This is a genomic window from Nocardia asteroides, assembly GCA_019930625.1.
Taxonomy (GTDB): Bacteria; Actinomycetota; Actinomycetes; order Mycobacteriales; family Mycobacteriaceae; genus Nocardia; species Nocardia sputi.
In genome coordinates this window covers 14,018-32,162 of the sequence record CP082844.1, presented here as the reverse complement: position 1 = coordinate 32,162, position 18,145 = coordinate 14,018, and the positions used below count along the sequence as shown (strand labels likewise).

The 18,145-nt window shown below is 65.6% G+C and carries 18 protein-coding genes; 12 read left to right on the top strand and 6 right to left on the bottom strand.

The features are described from left to right. Window positions 1–8 precede the first annotated feature (8 nt). The 11 genes from K8O92_00170 (at window position 9) to K8O92_00120 (ending at window position 9,533) form a co-directional block, all read left to right on the top strand. Window positions 9–620 carry a hypothetical protein gene (locus K8O92_00170; protein UAK32508.1) on the top strand — a complete coding sequence of 204 codons (612 nt, stop codon included), beginning with the start codon at window positions 9–11 and terminating at the stop codon, window positions 618–620. Between the two features lie 23 nt (window positions 621–643). Beyond that, the gene (locus K8O92_00165) at window positions 644–1,009 is read left to right on the top strand and encodes a hypothetical protein (GenBank protein ID UAK32507.1); all 366 of its coding nucleotides are present in this window, start codon (window positions 644–646) and stop codon (window positions 1,007–1,009) included. A gap of 38 nt (window positions 1,010–1,047) precedes the next feature. Then, a complete protein-coding gene (locus tag K8O92_00160) occupies window positions 1,048–2,586 on the top strand; it encodes a hypothetical protein (protein UAK32506.1) in 1,539 nt (512 codons plus the stop codon). Window position 2,587: 1 nt separating this feature from the next. Continuing rightward, window positions 2,588–3,001, top strand: coding sequence for a hypothetical protein (locus K8O92_00155; protein ID UAK32505.1), 414 nt, complete (start codon window positions 2,588–2,590; stop codon window positions 2,999–3,001). A 3-nt stretch (window positions 3,002–3,004) separates the two neighbouring features. After that, entirely contained in the window at window positions 3,005–3,340 is a 336-nt protein-coding gene (locus K8O92_00150) for a hypothetical protein (GenBank protein UAK32504.1), read from the top strand. Window positions 3,341–3,342: 2 nt separating this feature from the next. Continuing rightward, entirely contained in the window at window positions 3,343–4,380 is a 1,038-nt protein-coding gene (locus tag K8O92_00145) for a toprim domain-containing protein (protein ID UAK32503.1), read from the top strand. A gap of 28 nt (window positions 4,381–4,408) precedes the next feature. Then, the gene (locus K8O92_00140) at window positions 4,409–4,816 is read left to right on the top strand and encodes a hypothetical protein (protein UAK32502.1); all 408 of its coding nucleotides are present in this window, start codon (window positions 4,409–4,411) and stop codon (window positions 4,814–4,816) included. A 3-nt stretch (window positions 4,817–4,819) separates the two neighbouring features. Then, on the top strand, window positions 4,820–5,740 hold the full coding sequence (locus K8O92_00135; protein ID UAK32501.1) for a DUF2637 domain-containing protein: 921 nt from the start codon (window positions 4,820–4,822) through the stop codon (window positions 5,738–5,740). Then, window positions 5,737–5,919 (top strand): hypothetical protein, encoded by a 183-nt coding sequence (locus K8O92_00130; GenBank protein UAK32500.1) that lies wholly within the window; start codon window positions 5,737–5,739, stop codon window positions 5,917–5,919. Before K8O92_00135 ends, K8O92_00130 begins: the two co-directional genes overlap by 4 nt. A gap of 625 nt (window positions 5,920–6,544) precedes the next feature. Next, window positions 6,545–8,335, top strand: coding sequence for a DUF262 domain-containing protein (locus tag K8O92_00125; protein ID UAK32499.1), 1,791 nt, complete (start codon window positions 6,545–6,547; stop codon window positions 8,333–8,335). A gap of 556 nt (window positions 8,336–8,891) precedes the next feature. Continuing rightward, the gene (locus K8O92_00120; protein UAK32498.1) at window positions 8,892–9,533 is read left to right on the top strand and encodes a type VII secretion system-associated protein; all 642 of its coding nucleotides are present in this window, start codon (window positions 8,892–8,894) and stop codon (window positions 9,531–9,533) included. A gap of 22 nt (window positions 9,534–9,555) precedes the next feature. Here the strand turns inward: K8O92_00120 and K8O92_00115 are convergent, their stop codons facing one another. Further along, window positions 9,556–10,119 carry a hypothetical protein gene (locus K8O92_00115; GenBank protein UAK32497.1) on the bottom strand — a complete coding sequence of 188 codons (564 nt, stop codon included), beginning with the start codon at window positions 10,117–10,119 and terminating at the stop codon, window positions 9,556–9,558. Between the two features lie 441 nt (window positions 10,120–10,560). Here K8O92_00115 and K8O92_00110 point away from each other — a divergent pair, with 441 nt between their 5' ends. Continuing rightward, the gene (locus K8O92_00110) at window positions 10,561–10,866 is read left to right on the top strand and encodes a hypothetical protein (GenBank protein UAK32496.1); all 306 of its coding nucleotides are present in this window, start codon (window positions 10,561–10,563) and stop codon (window positions 10,864–10,866) included. A gap of 411 nt (window positions 10,867–11,277) precedes the next feature. Here the strand turns inward: K8O92_00110 and K8O92_00105 are convergent, their stop codons facing one another. The 5 genes from K8O92_00105 to K8O92_00085 all read right to left on the bottom strand — a co-directional run bounded on the left by K8O92_00105 (window position 11,278) and on the right by K8O92_00085 (window position 18,127). Further along, on the bottom strand, window positions 11,278–13,005 hold the full coding sequence (locus K8O92_00105) for an ABC transporter ATP-binding protein/permease (GenBank protein ID UAK32495.1): 1,728 nt from the start codon (window positions 13,003–13,005) through the stop codon (window positions 11,278–11,280). Then, window positions 13,002–14,918 (bottom strand): ABC transporter ATP-binding protein/permease, encoded by a 1,917-nt coding sequence (locus K8O92_00100; protein ID UAK32494.1) that lies wholly within the window; start codon window positions 14,916–14,918, stop codon window positions 13,002–13,004. The genes K8O92_00105 and K8O92_00100 overlap by 4 nt, the downstream gene beginning before the upstream one ends. A 230-nt stretch (window positions 14,919–15,148) precedes the next feature. Next, window positions 15,149–16,060: an alpha/beta hydrolase gene (locus tag K8O92_00095; protein ID UAK32493.1), complete on the bottom strand. Its 912-nt coding sequence runs from the start codon at window positions 16,058–16,060 to the stop codon at window positions 15,149–15,151. A gap of 187 nt (window positions 16,061–16,247) precedes the next feature. Next, entirely contained in the window at window positions 16,248–16,925 is a 678-nt protein-coding gene (locus K8O92_00090) for a response regulator transcription factor (protein ID UAK32492.1), read from the bottom strand. Continuing rightward, window positions 16,922–18,127, bottom strand: a complete 1,206-nt coding sequence (locus K8O92_00085) for a sensor histidine kinase (GenBank protein UAK35342.1) — start codon at window positions 18,125–18,127, stop codon at window positions 16,922–16,924. The genes K8O92_00090 and K8O92_00085 overlap by 4 nt, the downstream gene beginning before the upstream one ends. Window positions 18,128–18,145 lie beyond the last annotated feature (18 nt).

The following is an 18,145-nucleotide window of genomic DNA, read 5'->3' as shown; positions in this document are numbered from 1 at the left end:
GCAACACCATGCGCATCATCCGACCCCACGACGACAACGACGACGAGGGCCAGCGGCGGCCCGACCCCGCTGCGACACCGACCGATCCCGCGATCGCGGGCGAGCTGTTCGCCGACGAAGTCGAGGACTGGCTGGCCGGTATCGCCGACCTCGACACCGCCCCGACCACCACACCAGCACAGACGGAACAACCCGCCGCCGACACCAGGCCGGTGCGCCGGGCCGCGCTGACCGTCGTGCCCGACCTCGACGACGAACCCACCGAGCAGGCCGCGGCCCCGGTGGCGCCGGTCCCGGCGCGGTCACAGGCGCAGACCGCGCGGCGTACTGCGGCAGCTTCCGCCGTTGTGGTCGGCGCAGCCGTGACCGCCGGATGGGGTGAGGGGCCGCTGGTGGCCGGTCCGCTGGCCGTCTACGGCGGCGCGTGGGTGGCCTACCTGTGGTGGAACGCCGCCCACCGCCCGCCCCTGCCGCAGGCCATCAGCACCGTCACCGCTGGCGTCAGCCACGCCGTCGCCGCCGTCGCGACCGCCATCGTCGGGCTGCTGCGCGCCCTGGTCGAGCGCATCGACCGCGCCCGCACCAAGCACGAGACCAACCGCACCACCCCGGCCCAGTAACCAACCACAAGAAAGGAAAACCGTTGAGCACCAACCGAACCCCCGACGACCCGATCCGCACCGCGCCGGTTGATCTGTACGAGCGCCTGCACAACGTCGACGACCGGCTGTTCCAGCTGCGCCGCGAGATCAGCGCGATCCGGCGCGAGTACGCCGCCCTGCGCCGACACCCCGACGAGTTGGCGGTCGACAACCTCGGCGACCCGCTCGACCCCGCCGAGGCCGCGCTCGGCGCGGAAACCGCGCTGGCGATGGCGGACGAGAAGTTGGACGCCGCCGACATCTTGCTGTCCCGCGCTCGCGGCCGGTACGCGACCCGCCTCAAGCTCACCGACGCCGCAGCCGACGAACTCGACCGCCGCCGCAACCGCGTCGAGCGGACCCGATGAGCACCGAAACCAACCACAAGAGAGAGGAATTCACCGCAATGACCGACCGTAGCCCTGAGGACGAGATGATCGCCGAGGCACGCAAGTTCGCGCGATCGCTGCCGGAGCTGACCCGGCTACACGCCCAGGCCCGCAACTTTCTGGAGCGTCGCAAGATCCGCAAGGAGATCAGCCGGACGCTACGCGAGCAGCGCCGCGAGGCCGAGGTGATGCGCAAGCATCAGCTGACCTGGACGAGTCAGGCTATCGACCGCTACCGCGTGCATGTCCAAACGGTCGCCGACCGCGCGAACGACCCGCGCGTGGACCATGACCGGCGCGCCCGCGACGCTCACGCCCTGGCCGAGCACCGCAACCGCCTGGCCCGCGGCTTCATCGCCAACGAGCACCTGACCCGCACCGAGCAGGGCATAGCCCTCGACGGGTTGGACTCGGCGACGATCTTCCCGCATTTCAAGGTCGGCAACCTCTTCGCCAAAGCACACAAGGTCCGCGGCATCGACGCACTGCGCTACCGCGCCCACGTCGCTCGGGAGACGGTCAACGCCCGGCAGCGTGCCGAGGTGGAGCGTGAGCAGGGCTGGCAGCACAGCCTGGACGCCGCGCGCCGCGCCAACGCCGAGGAGTCGCTGCTGGCGCGTATCGACGCCGCCCAAGCCCACCGCGACCGCTACACCGCGGAAATGACGTGGACCGACCCGGACGGCGGGAAGCTGACCGAATCCCGTTCGTTCGCCACCGAGCACAGTGCCACCAGCTGGTTGCAGCGCAACATCAGCGGCACGTCGTGGTCGGACGGCACCACTCTGGCAGTCAAGACCCGCGACACCCTCAACGCCGCGAAGCAGTACGTCGACTACGGCCGCCCCGAGACCGTCGCCGAAGAGCTCGCCGACCGGGAGACCGTACTGCGTAAGCGGGCGTTGTCCGGGCAGGTTCACCACGAGCAGGCCGAGCAGCCCGCCCGGCAGCGGGAGAACACCGACCGCGAACGCCCACCCGAAACCGCTGGCGTCGACCGGTTGGCGCAGGTGGAGCGCCAGTTGAACGACATGACCGCCGACCGGGATCGGCTGGAAAACCGGGTCGGGATGCTGCAACGCGGCCTGGATTCGGTCACCGCCGACCGCGACGAGATCCGCCGCAAACTCGACTCCGCCGAAGGGCACATCGAGGCGTTGAAGAACCGCAACCTGCGCCTGTCCGCAGAGGTCGACGCATTGCGCGCTCGACCGGGCATCGAGCAGCTGACCGCCGAGCGTGACCAGCTCAAGCAGGAACGCGACGAAGCGGTGCGCAAGCTCGTGCAGTCCACTCCCGAGCAGGAGCGCTACGGCAACCGCTCACGCCGCACCGCCGCCAACGGTCACGGCGCGGAGCAGGAGAAATCGAATCCGACGCTGGAGCAGCTTCGCAACTCGGTACAGCCGGGCAACGACACCGGACCGGTGGGCAAGCGCGCCAGCTACCTGCACGACCTCGGGACCGGCCGCGAGCAGGCCGGTCCCGACACCCAGTCCTGGCCGCGCCCGGAGCGGAACGGCAACGGCCGCAACGGTATCGAGCGGACCCGTTGACATGGAACGCGAGCACGAGGAAGCGATGCGTATCGAGTTCGCCCGATACACCCAGCTCGGCGAAGACATGCAGCAGCCGACCGCCACCAACGCCGACCGCGACCGCATCACCGCCCAGCGGCGGGAGATCGGTAAGCGGTGGTCCGACGGCCCGCACGCTGAGCACTGGGGGTACCTCGATGACGCCTACGAGGATTGGCGGCGCTCGCCGGAGCCGATGTTCCGGCTGGTGGACAACATCGTCTACAACGACGGCGCCGGAGCGACCGAGCTGCAATACCGCAGCTTGCAGCACTCGTTGCATCTGGCGATCCGCGACAGCCAAACCGTCCGCGACGCCTTCCACCGCCACACCAACCCCGACATCGAACAGCAGCAGCCCGCACGCAGCCGCGGCGTGCAGCGGGGGCGGTGAGTCATGCATATCGAGCACGAGGAAGCGATGCGCGAAGCGTTCGCCGAGGTCGATCGGCTGTCGCGGCTGCGGGACCGGCCGGGCGCCGGTGAGGTGGAGATCCACAGCCTGTACGCCCAGCAAGAAGCTATCGACCAGGGGTGGCGCAACGGGCCGCATCCGGGGGAGTGGAAGTACCTGAAGGACGTGCACGACTTGTGGTCGCGCTCGCCCAGCTCCGTGCGGCGGATGCTGTCCTTGCCTGGCGCCGATGCGTTGAACGCCGTGCAGCGGCGCAGTATCGAGCAGGCCCGCATCCTCACCGCCGCCCAGCGGCCGGAGATCGAGCGGGGGCGGTGACGATGTCCGAACAGCCTCCGCAGCAGGGCCATTCGTATGAGGTGGTGACCGCGGCGTTGATTCGCCGGGTGGGTCCTGCCAAGTGGCCTCGGGAGCCGCAGCAGTGGACGAACTACCTGTGCCCGGTGCACGAGGGCGACGGCCACCACCACAACCCCAGCCTGGGTGTGCGGTATGACCCGCGGCAGGGCAAAACGATGGTGCGCTGCTGGGCACGCTGTGACGACCAGGACGTGCTCGACCGCATCGGGTTGCGGGTGCGCGATCTGTGGGACCGGCTGCCCGAGCGCACCAACCAGCAGGGTTCTGCTCGTCGGCCGTACGCGGGCAGCGGGCGGCCCGCCCGCCCGGTTGCCGTCGCCTCCCCGGTCGAGAAAGCCATTCTCGCGGCTCGGTTCCCGCTGCCCGCCAAGCGGGAGTTGGGTGCCCAGATCGGGGAGCCCGAGGCGGTTGACACCTACGTCTATCGGTGGCCGGGCGGCCGCGTCGAGGGCGCGGTGGTGCGGCTGCACACCCCGCACGAGCACGGGCACACCAAGAGCTTCTACCAGCGGCACTGGACCGGAACCGAGTGGGTCAACACCGGGTTCGCTCCGCTGCCGTGGCAGCTCGCCGACGTGCGCGAAGCGCTCGACACCGGCCGCGAGTTGTACGTGTGCGAGGGCGAGAAGGACGTGCAGCGAGCCCGCCAGGCCGGGCAGCTCGCGACGTGCAACGCGATGGGCGCGGGCAAGTGGACCGACGACCACGCCCGCTGGCTGCGTGGCGCTGGCCGGGTGATTGTGGTCGCCGACCGCGACCGGCCCGGCTACCGCCACGCCGCCCAGGTCGCCGAATCCCTCGCCGACCGCGTCGGCGAAGTCCGGGTGATGCAGGCCCGCGACGGCAAGGACCTCTGTGACCACCTCGACGCCGGACACGACCTCGACGAACTGGAACCGGTCCACTACCTCGACCGGCCCCGATCCCCGCGCAGCATCCACGACCTGCACCCCACAACGACCAGCCGCAGCCGGCCCGACCGGACCCGCACCCGCTGAACACCACAACAGGAAGGACCCATCCATCATGAGCAGCAACACCTTCGGACAGCGTTTCCGCCGTGCCGCCCGCCCCGCGTCGGCGTTCACCAAGACCAGCAAGCCCGGCACCACCGTCTACGGCTGCATCGTCGCCGCCGTCGAGGAACCCAAGCTGAAGTTCGGCGGCGCGCCCGGTGAGGTCGAACTCGACGAGGACGGCCAGCCGGTCATGCAGACCGTCGTCACCCTCGACACCGGCGCCGGACCGCGCAACCTGTACGTGTCCTGGCGCATGGAACAGGCCATCGGGCTGGCACTGGAGAACGCAGGCAGCGAGGACTTCGAGATCGGTGCGACCCTGTCGGTCACCTACACCGGACCCGACCCCGAGTACTCGCGGGCGCGGCTGTTCACCGCCGTCTACACCCCGGCCACCGCGAGCAAGGGTGCGTGAGCCGTGACCGGACTCAGCTCCGGTGCGGACGTGGTGCGCAGCAGCGATCCTGCTGCGCACCACAGCGCACCACACAGTGCACAGGCCGGTGCCCGGACCCGCGAGCAGGTGTCGGCGATCCGGTTCTTCTGGGGCGAATTGCTGTTGGTCGCGGCGATGTCGATCGCGGGCAACCTCGTGCACGCATGGATCAATGCACCGGACGGCAAGCAGCCGGTCGCGGCGTTCGTCGCCAGTTTCCCGCCGATCGCGTTGCTGGCAGCAACCCACGGCGTCGGGCTGCTCGTGCGCGCCCAGAACAAGGCACGCTTCGCCTACTGGGCTGTTGTCGCACTTACCGCCGCTATCGCGGTGGGTGCATTCCGGCTGTCGTTCGACGCCCTGCGGGAGCTGTCGATTCAGGTCGGGATGAGCGAACACCTGGCATGGTTGTTCCCGCTCATCATCGACGGTGCCATCGGACAGGCCACTGTCGCCCTGCTGGTACTCGCACGCACCGACCACACCAGCACCGAACCGGCGATGCGCACCGAGCCGGAACCAGTGCAGCGGCCGGAGCCGGTACGCACCGTGTCGGTGCGCGAGGTCCACACCGAGACCCGGTCGACCTCGACCGAACTGACCGCGCGACAGGCGTCCCCGGAGCTGCGCACTGCCGAACAGACCGCGATCGAAGCGTCTATGCACCACGCACCGGTGCCTGGTGCGGAGGTCGACCGGTGGGCGCGGGTGGCCGAGCTGCTGTGCAGCGCTGACCCGTCCGGTCGGCGTGACCCGGAGAAGGTGACCGAGATCCTGCGCCTGCGTCACGAACAGAACTGGTCGCACGCGCGCATTGCCGAGCACGTCAGCCTCAGCTCGTCCTCGGTGACCCGCACTCTCACCGCGGCCCAGGAACACCTTGAGGAAGGAGCCCACCAGTGACGAGTGTGGTCAACGTCCGACTGTCCGGCGATGCCGACGCCGTCGCGGCGGTGACCGCGATGCTCACCGCCGCCGGTTTCGACCTCCGGCTCGGCGACCGCATGTACCCCAACCGCAGCGGATTCGGCGTCCGCGCTTACGGCGAAATCGCCGTCCGCATCCGCAACGGCGGCACGTAGCCACCCGAGCAGCAGCACCGACAACCGCATACGAGTAGGCCCCGCTGGCAATGCCAGCGGGGCCTACTCGTGGTCTCCAGTGCGGGAAACCGATCCGGATCTGATTCGGATCTGATCCGGACCTGATCCGATTTTGATACGACTCCGAATCCGATCAAAGTCGGATCAGGGGACGCGAAAAAGGTGCGCTGAGCTGGGGTGTTTGGCGTCGTCTCCCTCCCCACCCGGCCGACACTCTCTATGGCTTCGCTGTTCATAGAGAGTGTCGGCCGGGTGGGGAGGGAGCCAACACCAAACAATCTGGAAGGGAATGGGGTTGAGAGGGGACCACAAGGAGAGGGACCACAAGGAGAGGGACCACAAGAGGGGTCAGGTACGTGGGTGCGTTGGGTGAGGACGTTGCGTCTAGCGCTGCGCCACCTGCGGTGGCGTGTTCGCGCGTCGGGACGCGCTCAGTGCCCTCGAAGGGTCGTGTACGAGCGCGGGTTTCGGGCGGTGGAGCGCGGGTGGTGCCACAGAGCGCGTGAGGCGGTCACGCCGGGGCAGAATGGACCACAACCGGAAGGTGGGGGTCCGTACTGGGTTTCACGGCCCACTGGCGGAAGCGTGTGGCAAGATTCTTGCTATGGCAGAACTGGACTCCCAGCCTAAACCAATTCAGTCGCTGTATTCTTGGTACGTCGAGGAACGGCTATTCGTCAACCGTCGGTACCAAAGGAAACTCGTGTGGACAGCGCATGAGAAGCAGAAGCTGATAGAGTCGGTTCTTCGAAAGTTTCCCGTTCCCGCTATTCTTCTCGCTGAACGCGATGGTGGCAAATATGAAGTAATTGACGGGCTTCAGAGGTTGCATACTCTTATTTCGTTCATCGAGGGAGCTTTCCCAACGCTTGAAGATCGATATTTTGATATAAGTCAATTCCCTACGGCACGCGATCGATTGGGCGATGATATGGCTGCATCGTCGAAGGGTGCCGAGGTTTTATCAGGCAGGGAGGTCGGCGCATTCCTCGACTACGTCATGGCGGTTACAGTAATGCGCGGTGCGACGGAGGATGAAGTAGACGATGTCTTCGGCCGAATCAATACCTATGGTCATCGACTGAGTGATCAAGAACGCAGGCAAGCCGGAACTCAAAATAGTTTTTCGCAACTTGTGCGCGAATTAGCATGCCAGATTAGGGGTGATGCATCCAGTACAGTTCTAAACCTTCAACAGATGCCCGCGATCAGTATCGACCTGCCAATGTCCAAGCACGGATACGAGGTTGCAGCAGAAGGTGTCTTCTGGGTTCAGCAGGGCATTTTGCGATCGACTGACCTCCGTGACAGTATGGATGAGCAATGTATAGCGGATATAGCTGCGAGTGTCATCGGCGGAGACGTTCTAGAGCGCTCCAAGGAAGCGCTTGACGCTATCTATGAGGGTGACACTCCCGAAAATAGGCGCATCGAGGATGCGCTCGCAAGCTATGGGTCTGAAGCTTTCTCGGATGAGTTCAAGTATTGCGTTGACGAGATTCGAAAGATATGCGAGGCGGATGGTTCCGCGAAGCTGCGCACTATCCTTTTCAGGAAATCTTCAACTAACGCTTTTGCTGCGGCGTTTGCGGTACTGTTTATTGCTATTCACGAAGCTATCGTTACTGATGAGAAGCGGATCTCGGACTATAAAGGCGTCAAGAATGCTCTGACCGGGTTGTATGACCGGTTGGATACCGGAAGAAAGTCGACGGCCTCCGTCGAGCGCAGGAAGAACATAGATTCAATAAAAGGCCTTCTTTCGCGATATTTGGTCGCTGCGAATAAGCGGGAAATCTATGGAGCCCACTCGACTGTCGACATAGATAATGCGCTCCGCCGTTCCGAAATCGAACTCCCTCACTACGAGCTCAAGCAGGGTCTGCTCATGCTTTCAGATCCTCCGAAGATCGATACGGCGATGTTCAATAAAGTTGTAAAAACTGTATGTGCAATTGCCAACAACGGTCCCGATAATAGTGGAACTCTTTTGATCGGTGTCACGGATGACGAACCCGACGCTAACAGGGTCAAAGCCATCTATGGAGTACAGCCCAAGAAGATTGGTACCAGATATGTCGTCGGGGTCAAGCGTGAGGCTGATTTCTTGGGTGAGACCACGGAGGCCTATTTTTCCCGCTGGAAAGATGCAATTCGAAACTCTAAATTGAGCGAGCCCCTTAAGGGTGACGTGCTCGCCAATATGGACTACAACTCCTATTATGGGATGGGTGTGATCGTGCTTCGAATCCCCCCTCAATCGAAGCTCTCGTACCTTGATGACGTGCCCTACCGACGGGACGGGGACTCCACCGTTGAAGTGACGTCTTTCCGAGATGCTGAAGGTCTTAGTTCGAGGTTCGCGGAGCGCCGTGGCGGTAGCTCGCGCCTATAGCCGTGCGCTTCCGCGCGCTCTGCTGGCGCCCCGGATCGTATGATGGAATGCAAGATCGTCAACGGTGCCAACGACAGCAATGGATTTTACTCGTATGCTCGTTCCTGACCAGGATTTCGCCTGGTCAGGACACCGTTCGGAGTGTTTGATCTCATAATCCATTGGTCGCGGGTTCGAGCCCCGCCCGCCCCACAAACCCCTGTGCAACCTGCCGACAGCCCAGTCCACCAATGGCAGTCTGCGTCGCCGTCTGACTGTTCCGTTGCTCGCGTGCGGATACACCGGTGCGTCGTGCGAATGCGTGCAGACCCGGCATTGTCGATGCGTCAGTCCCGCCACATACTGCTCAACACGCAACACCTCAGCAGCGCCCCAGGCGCGGAGTTCGGTCGGAAACACTCTTCGCAGAGTTCACACCATCGTCGGCTCGTCGAACGCCCCGAGGCTCACGCAATTGGTGGTCGACCCTGAACTGGGTGCGCGGCGGTCGGTGACGGACAGAGCCGACTTCTGTAAACAGAGACGCCGGACCGACGGCACGCCTCAGCGAGCGTAAGTGCTGGAGGTGGCTCACCCGCCATCGCTGATCGGCGGACCAGTGTTCTCGGGGCTGAGAGGTGCTCAGGCTTCGTGGGATCATGTGCGCGGAGAGCGTGAGCGAGGTGCGGATGTGCCGGGTGAATCGTCAGCGGATGTGGTTGAGCAGAAACAACGGCTGGTGTTGATCGATCCGGGGTGGGACCAATGTGATCTGGATAGGTCTCCGCCGGAACATCTCGTTGTTGGTGGCTGGGATATAGTCGATGGCGTTGCTGGCCCCTTTCGACCGAATCCGGGTTATCGCCCCAGTGCGTCGAACGTGCCGACAGATCCGATCGATGCTATTCTCCGCACAATTGTGACCGGAGGGCAGCTGGGCACCGAGCTGGTCGCGGCTATTCGTAACTCCATAGTGGAAATCGGCTGCGATGAGGAAAACCGGCCGATCCTCGGTGCCGCAGTCGACGGCATATCCTGCGTAGTTGTCGTCACGGCAGAGGTGCAGAAAGCGCTCATCGACGTCGATCGGTGGATTCCAGTCCGCGGGCACATTCTTCCCGAGATCGTCCCACCCGATACCGACGTCCTGCTCAATCCTGAGGGCGCCGCCCCGTTTCGGCTGTGTACCGAAATTCTGTGTGCCGACGCCGAAACGTGACCGGTCGGCGCCGGCGAGCGGTCTACCTGAGTCGCTCGAACGGCTCGTCGTAGATGTCGTCTCCCGGCAGCCCTCGGACTTCGATATAGGAGTGGGAGCCTTCCTTGGTGCCGAGTACCACATCGCCCTTGGCGCCGTACACAGGGCCGGACACGGCGTTGTGGGCTTCAAGCTCTGCGACCGCGTCCCGCCCCGTCGATGCTGCTGGGCTCGCAACATCACACCCTGTCAAGATTGTCGGACCCTTCGGATTCGCTTCGGAAATTACTCGATAAAACGGGTTATAGGCGAGATAATGCCCCAGTACTTTGCCTGGCGTTGCCACTTGGTGCACAGTTCCTCCCACTGCCACCTGTATCTCGGCCAGCTCGGCAGAGGCATGAAAATTGACGTACTTCGGCGGAATTCCGGTGGCCCGGACAATGCCGGCCCAACGAGCGGAAAGAGGAAGTCCGGCGGAAATACCGGAGTCTTGAGCGCTCCGCCCATCGATGTACTGTTTGTCACTCCGGCGGTCCGGCTCGCGGGCCCATCTTCGAATGCGCGCGAGATGTTTGACGTCCCTGGGCAGTGCAACACCGATCATACGCCCACGATGATCACGGATTGGAGCGCTGAGTACGTCTTTGAATTCGAAAGAAACCAGCTGTCCACCACTCCAGCCCAATCCTATCGGCGACAACTGATCGGTCGTGTCCAAGGTGCGACTGGCCGAACTCGCCATCTCCGCGAATCTCTGGATCCCTTGGGATGAAGCGCCGGCACCAGAATCGACGGCCGTACCGACTCGTCCCCTGACTGCGGCCCACAAATCGGACACGCCTGTGGTGAAGATTCCCCTCGGCATCGGTTGTGGATCCTTAACTATGCGGCTGCTTATCGTAACGCTGTCATACGTGCCCGGGTTCTCGAGAGTGGGGAGCGTTCACGACGCGCTGGTTGCAGGGGTACGCGGCGGGCAGCGCAGTATGCCCAAACCGCATCCCGTGCCGCCATGAGTCAGGGAGGACCGAGGCTGCGGGCACTCATGGCGATTCGTGAGGCCGATGCCCTCGGGATGCAAGATCCGACTGGCAACAAGTCGGCGGTCACCGATGCCCTGAGTCGGGCCTACCGGGCATACGAATCTACCCGAGGGTTCGATCCGCACTGGGTGTATCTGCCAGAGGCCCTGCTGAGCGGTATGACGGGCATCATGCAGATGTACCTCGGTGAGCACGACGCCGCCTCGACACAGATCCAGGCGCGATTGACGGATCTGCCGTGTGGCCTGGTGAACAGGCCGAATGGCAGGTGCAGTGCGTCGCCCACCATAGTCAACTGCAACCAATGAGGACCACCATGGATCTGCCGCACACGTCACGAGGTCGCGGTATGTGGTCAGGTCGCTGGTTCCGGCTACGGCAGCAACTGGCCCCGCTGTGGCCTGCCCCCGCTGGCTCCGGGAAAGCGTATGCGCTTGGGCGAGAGTACGGCGGGTGGACTGGGCGGCCGGTGCGAGGCTTGCAACGGCTGCGCTGGGTAACTCCACCCACGTACTACACGCGCAAGGTCCCGGCCGACGACATCGAGGCCGCGACGGATTGGCTATTGGGCTGTCGGGGCTTGTGATCCGTTAGACGCCAGAATCCCCTCAGATTCGACGCTGAGGGGGTTCTGGCGTTCCGGGGGCGCTAGGACACTCCCGCTTCGCTCGCGCCGATCTCGGCGGCGCCGAGGGAAGTCGGCGGCATCGCACGAATCGTCATGAGTTCGAAGCCGCACTCGATACCGGTGCTCCGGATATCTCCCAGAAGTCGGCGTAGCGGCCGCCGTGGCGCAGTAGTTCGTCGTGGCTGCCCTGTTCTGCGATCTGTCCGTTGTCGAGGAAGACGATGTGGTCGGCGTGTTGGACGGTGCGTAGTCGGTGGGCGACCATCACGACGGTGCGGCCTGTCATGAGGCGTTGGATGCCTTCGTGGACGGCTGCTTCGTTGACGGGGTCCAGGGCGGAGGTGACTTCGTCGAGTAGGACGATGGGTGCGTTCTTCAGTAGTGCGCGGGCGATGGAGACGCGTTGGCGTTCGCCGCCGGATAGTAGTGCGCCGCCTTCGCCGACGTTGGTGGTCCAGCCGTCGGGTAGGCGTTGGATCACGTCGTCGAGTCGTGCTGCGGTTGCTGCGGCGCGTATTTCGGTGTCGGTGGCGTCGGGGCGGCCGAGGCGTATGTTGTCTTCGATGGTGCCGTCGAAGAGGTAGACGTCTTGGAAGACGATGGCGTATTGCGCCATCAATTCCTGGGTGCTGATCGCGCGGACGTCTACACCGCCGACGCGTACCGCGCCTGTGTCGACGTCGTAGAAGCGGGCGAGTAGTTGCAGCAGGGTGCTTTTACCGGCTCCTGATGGTCCGACGATGGCGAGTCGTTGGCCCTGCGGCACGGAGAGCGAGACGTTGTCGATCACGGTGCGGCCGCCCGGCCGGAAAGTGACCGAGTCGAACTCCAGAGCATGGCCTACCGGCTGGATCGGTTCGGGAGGTTCCGGCAGGGGATCGGTGCGCAACACCATGTCGAGGCCGGCCAGACCGACGCGTGCGCTGCGCAGTTGACCACCGATTTCCGACAGGGAAAGCAGCGGGTCCGCGCAGCGGGCTGCCAGCACCAGGATCGCCAAAACCTCGGCTGTCCCGATGTTTCCGCCGAGGGCGAGGTAAGCGCCCAGGGCGAGCAGCGAGGTGAACATCGCCTGCACGGTGAGCGTCAGGCCCACTATGCCGGGCAGGGCCGAGAGCATGGAACGGCGAGCAGCGCGCTCGAGTCCAGACAGCGAGTCGTCGAGCAACTGGAAGCGTTCGGCGGTCCGGCCGCCGGCGCGCAGCACCGGCTGGGCTTGGAGATACTCGATGACTCTTCCCGTGGCCTCCTTGGTGCGTTCGGTCCGCTCCGCGTCGGCGGCGGCCATCGCACGTCCCGTCCAGGTCTGGATCGCCGCCACGATCGGGACGGCGGCCAGCGCGGCCAACCCCATCTTCCAGTCGAAGGCGAGCATCACGACGACGATCGTCAGCGGAGTCGCCGCGGCGGAGATGAGAGGCGCCAGCAGATGCGCGATCACGCTCATCGCTTGCAGCACACCCTCGCTGGCGAGGACCGACACCTCCCCGACGCGACCGGCGGTGAACCAGCCGAGGGGCAATCGAGCCAGGCGATCGCCGAAACGATGATAGACACCGCGCAACAGCGTGGTGCCGACGCGGAAACCGGACAGATCGCTGCGATAGCGCAGCGCCCCGTAGCCCGCGACCGCCGCCCCGAAGGCGATCAGCCAGGGCTGAGCGTCCGAAGGTGTGCTTCCGAACAGTGCCCGCAACACCGGAATCAGCAGTGCGTAGGACAGACCTTCGGCTATCGCGGTTGCCGTCATCAGGGCCACGGTGCGGCGCACGGGCTGGGCGTACTCGTCGCCGAGCACGCGCAGTAGCATTCGAATCATTTGGGCTCGTCTCCTCGGGTTCGATCGGCGGCGTTCGTGAGACCGTGCGTGCTCACGTTTCGCGGCCTTCTCCGCGGCCCGAATTCACGCTTCAGCACGCCACCGAGGGTTTCGGCCGCACCGGTGGACGCGGTTCGGTGGGATTGCCAGAATTCGGCGAATCTTCCGCCTCGTGTCAGGAGTTCGGTGGGTGTACCGCGTTCGATGATCGTTCCGTTCTCCAGCATCACGACGGTGTCGGCGTCGGTGATGGTTTCCAGGCGGTGGGCGATGACGAGGATGGTGCGGTCGCCTGTCAGCGCCGCCAGGGCTTGGCGTACGGCTTGTTCGGTGTGGGGGTCGGCGAAAGCGGTGGCCTCGTCGAGTACGAGTACGGGGGTGTCGGCCAGTAGGGCGCGTGCGAGTGCGATGCGTTGTGATTCACCGCCGGATAGTTCGATGTCCGCACCGAGCATCGTGTCGTAGCCGTGAGGTAGTGCGAGGATGCGGTCGTGGATGTTGGCCAGTCGGGCGGCGCGTATCACCTCGTCGCGGTCGGCGTGGGGTACCGCGAGTGCGATGTTGTCGGCGACCGTGGCGCGGAGCAGGCGTACGTCTTGGAAGACGAACGAGACCATCCTGTACAGCTGCCGGCTGCTGATGTGGCGTAGATCGACACCGCCCAAGGTCACCGAGCCGTGGGTGGGGTCGAAGAATCGCGGTAGCAGTTGCACCAGGGTAGATTTGCCGCTTCCCGACGGCCCGACGAGCGCGGTGACCGTGCCTGGTTCGAGCACCAGGTCGATCCCGCGCAGCACTTCGCGGTCGGTGTCGTAGCCGAATCGGACTTCCCGCAGTTCCACTCGGCGGCCCTGTGGGGTGCGCGGGTGTGCGGGTTGCGGCAGCGCCGGCACGGCCAGCACGTCCTGAATCCGTTCGACTGCGCGGCGGGCGGTTTGCAGATCATCGAAGCCGTGGCCCAGCGCCGCGACCGGAGCGGTCAGCCCGAGCCCCAGCAGCAGGAACGGCAGTAGATCTGCCGGGGCCAGCGAACCGTTCGTGATCAACACCGCGCCACCGGCCAGCACGACCAGCAGCACGAACGGCGGCGACAACACCACCTGCATCCCCGCGGCGATCCCAGCGAGACCGTGCACCATGCGGAGGAACGAGTCAGCGAAATCGTCTGCTGCCGTGCGGAATTTCCGGTGCGCCCGCTCGCCGGAGCCGAACGCCTTGATGACCGCGATGCCCTGCACGAACTCGACGGCCGCAGTCGCGATCCGGCTCATTCCCGCGTCGAACTCCTTCTGTTCGCGCAACCGGGTCGGGGTCATCATCAGCGGGACCAGCGCCACTGCCAGCACCACCGGTATCAATGTGATCAGGGTGAGCCGCCAGTCGACGGTGAACAGGTAGATCAGCGACACCAGCGGCACCACGAACGCGGCGACGAGATCGCCGGGGGTGTGGGCGATGAGCGGGTGCACGGCACTCACGTCCTTGCCGACGATCTTCGCCAGCTCGCCAGAACTGCGCCGGGCGAACCAGCCGATCGGTACCCGGCCCAGCTGGGCGGCCAGTCGCCTGCGGAATGCCAGTTGCACCCGGCTGTCGAGCAGGTGTCCGATGCCGGACGATGCGGCCGTGAACAGCAGCCGGGCGAACAAGCCGACCGCGCCCGCGAGCACGATCATCCAGACATGACCGTGATCGATCGGCCCGTGTGCCAACAGTGTTCGGCCCAGTTCGACCACTGCGAGCAACGGTGCCAGTCCGGCAACTGCGCCGATGATTTGCAGGACGACAACGGCGGCGAACCCGCCCAGGTAGGGGCGCAGAAATGCCGCCACGCTGCTTTGCGCCGAGGAGTCGACATCTGCTGGGGGTGGGGTGGACTGCTCCCTCGCCTCCGCGAGGTCGATGGTGGTCATCGTTCTCCTGTCTTCGTCAATCTCTTCGCGCTGGATAGCTGCGGGTTCGCGTGCGTCGCGCGCGCCCATAGATCGAGCCGGCTCGGGTCGGTCGGTCAGTCGTGAGCTGGTGGTTGCGGTGACGACTGAGAGCAACCGTCGGTGCCATCGAGTCCCCGGGGATCCAGAGCAGATCTTGACAGCGGAAAGATAAGCTGGTGCGCGCTAACTTGTCAATGTCTAGATTTCGGTCAGCCGGTATTCCCGGCCAAGGCTCGGCGCAGGGCCGCGGCGAGTTCCGCGTTCTGGCGCTGGGACATCTGGGCGGACAGGATCGCCTGCGATCCGTGGAACGTGCCGGGCCACTGGTGCAGCTCGACCGGCACACCCGCGCGCAACAGGCGCAGCGCGTAGTCGATGTCTTCGTCGCGGTTCGGGCAGAACTCCGCGGTGGCGATGTAGGCGGGCGGCAGCCCGGACAGATCGGTGGCCCGCGCCGGGGCGGCATACGGCGTGGCGGACGCGGATCCCAGGTAGTGATCCCACATCTGGGCGACTTTGTCGCGCGTCACGAAGGGCGTATCGGTGAAATGCCGCGCCGACCACGTCTGCTGCCGGTCGTCGAGAACGGGTTGGTTGAGCAGTTGGAAACGGATCGGCGGCCCCTGCTGATCCCGCGCCCGCAATGCCACCGCGGCCGCGAGTCCGGCGCCGGCGCTGTGGCCGCCGATCGCGATCCGTGCCGGGTCGATGCCCAGTTCGGCCGCGTGCTCGGCCGTCCAGGTCAGTACCGTGTAGATGTCCTCATGCGCCGCGGGGTACGGGTGCTCGGGGGCCAAGCGGTAGCCCACCGAGATCACCGTTGCGCCGGAGCCGTTGGCGAGCAGCGCGCCCCACGGATGCTCGGTGTCCAGATCACCCATGACGAACCCACCACCGTGCAGCCACAGGATGGCTCCCTGCGCCGCGTGCGGCCGATAGATCCGTATCGGCACATCCGGGTCCCCAGGCACCGTGCGGTTTTCGACCTCCAGGTCCGCCGTGTCGGGCGCGGGTATCGCGGCGGCCAGTTCGGCGAGGTTCTCCCGGGCGGTGACCGGGTCGGCCAGGTCGGCAGGGGGGAAGAGCGAGACGAATGCTTCGAGTTCGGGATCGATGATCATGCCGACGATGGTCGCGTCCGCCAGGCATACTCCGCTTCCGGCGACGGGAGTCGCCGTCTACGCGAATACGCGTACGAGGATCGCGGTCGGCTGCGTCGGTCGTCGTATCGGTGGAAGCTGGAACGAGCACCGGGGCATACAGATGACGCTGCCGGGGGTCTGTCAGTGACCCATGAATCGGCGACAGCTACGGGGTGAAATCACTCAGCCCGGTCTGGTAGGCGATCACGACCAGCTGCGCGCGGTCGCGCGCACCCAGCTTCACCATCGCACGGCTGACATGGGTGCGCGCGGTGGCGGGACTGAGAAACAACGCGGCGCCGATCTCGTCGTTGCTCATGCCCTGACCCACCAGTGCCAGCACTTCGCGCTCACGGTCGGTCAGCACCGCGAGGCGGTCTTCGGCGGACTTGGCGGCCCTGCGCTGGGCGGTGAACTGGCTGATGAGGCGGCGGGTGACCCGAGGGGCGAGCAGCGCGTCACCGGCGGCGATCACCCGGATGGCGTGCAGGAGTTCGGCGGGGCCCGCGTCCTTGAGCAAGAACCCGCTCGCACCCGCCTGCAGCGCATCGAAGACGTTCTCGTCGGTATCGTAGGTCGTGAGGATCAGCACCCTGACCCGCTCCATGCCGGGGGCCGCGACGATCTCGGCGGTGGCCCGGATACCATCCAGCCGTGGCATGCGGATGTCCATGAGGACGACGTCGGGACGGCCGGCGCGAGCGAGTTCGACCGCTTCCGCGCCGTTGGTGGCTTCACCGACCACCGTGATGTCGTCTTCCAGATCGAGCAGCACTTTGAAGCCGGAACGGACCAGACGTTCGTCGTCGGCCAGCAGTACCTTGATCGGCGGCGTCGAGTTCACAGGCGCGATCCGACCGGGGTGAGGGGGAGGCGGGCGCTGACCTCGAACCCGCCATCGGGACGCGACGTCGCGTCGAGTTCACCGCCGAGCAATTGGCAGCGCTCCCGCATTCCGACGATGCCGCGTCCGGTCGTGGGCGAGCCGCCGGCGTGGTCCGGGGCGTGCGCGGTGTCGCGGCGTCCCGCATCGCTCACTCGTATCCGCAAGGCGTCGATGCCGGGTTCGAGCGCCACCGTCACTTGCGTCGGGCCGACGTGGCGGATCACGTTGGTGATCGATTCCTGCACGATGCGATACGCGGCGCTGCCCACGGCGCTCGGTAGCGGTGTCACCGGGGCGGTCTGCTCGAAAACGATGTCGAGCCCGGCATCGCGGGCCTTGCCGACGAGTTCATCGATCTGGCCGAGCCCGGGGTAGGGTTCGCGCTCGTCGCCGTCGCGCAGGACGCCCAGAATTGCGCGCATCTCGCGCAGGGCCCGCGAACTGGTCTGTTCGATGGTGCGCAACGCCTCGCGGGCCTGTTCGGGCCGCTTGTCGAGTACGTGTGCGGTGACACCGGCCTGCACGTTGATGATGGCGATCGCGTGGGCGACGGTGTCGTGGACTTCGCGGGCGATCCGTAGCCGTTCGGCGTCGACCCGTGCTCTGGCTTCCTCGTCGCGCGAGCGTTCGGCCAGCTCTGCCCGTTCTTGCGCATCGGCGGCGATGACCCGGCGGGATCGGACGGACTCGCCGAGGATCGTGCTGATCACCGACGCGCCGATCCGGAAGAACACCCAGCCGATGGCCACGAGCGGCTGGATATCCGCCGCGGCGATCAGCCAGCCTGCGGCAAGCACCGTGATGCCCCCACCGGCGATCATCAGCGATCGCCGGCCCTCGCCGTAGGCGGCGAGGGTGTAGAGGGCGACGAAAAGCGCGAGATAGGAAAGCCGGTCGGGGAAGCCGAAACCGAAATAGATCAGGCTGGCCACCGCCGTGACCACGAACACCGCCACCGGACGCAGGCGGCGCGCGGCGACGGCCACGCCACTCACGATCAGCAGGGCGTATCCGACGCCCGAGACCGGCGTCGAGACCGGCTCGAGCGGCACCGGGATCGCGGCGCTCAGAACCTGGATCACCGTAACGAACAGCGCCAGCGCGACATCCGGGAACCAGGCGGGCCGGCGCGAGAACCAGGCAGACAGCCGTCGCGACACCGCCCGCAGAACCATGCC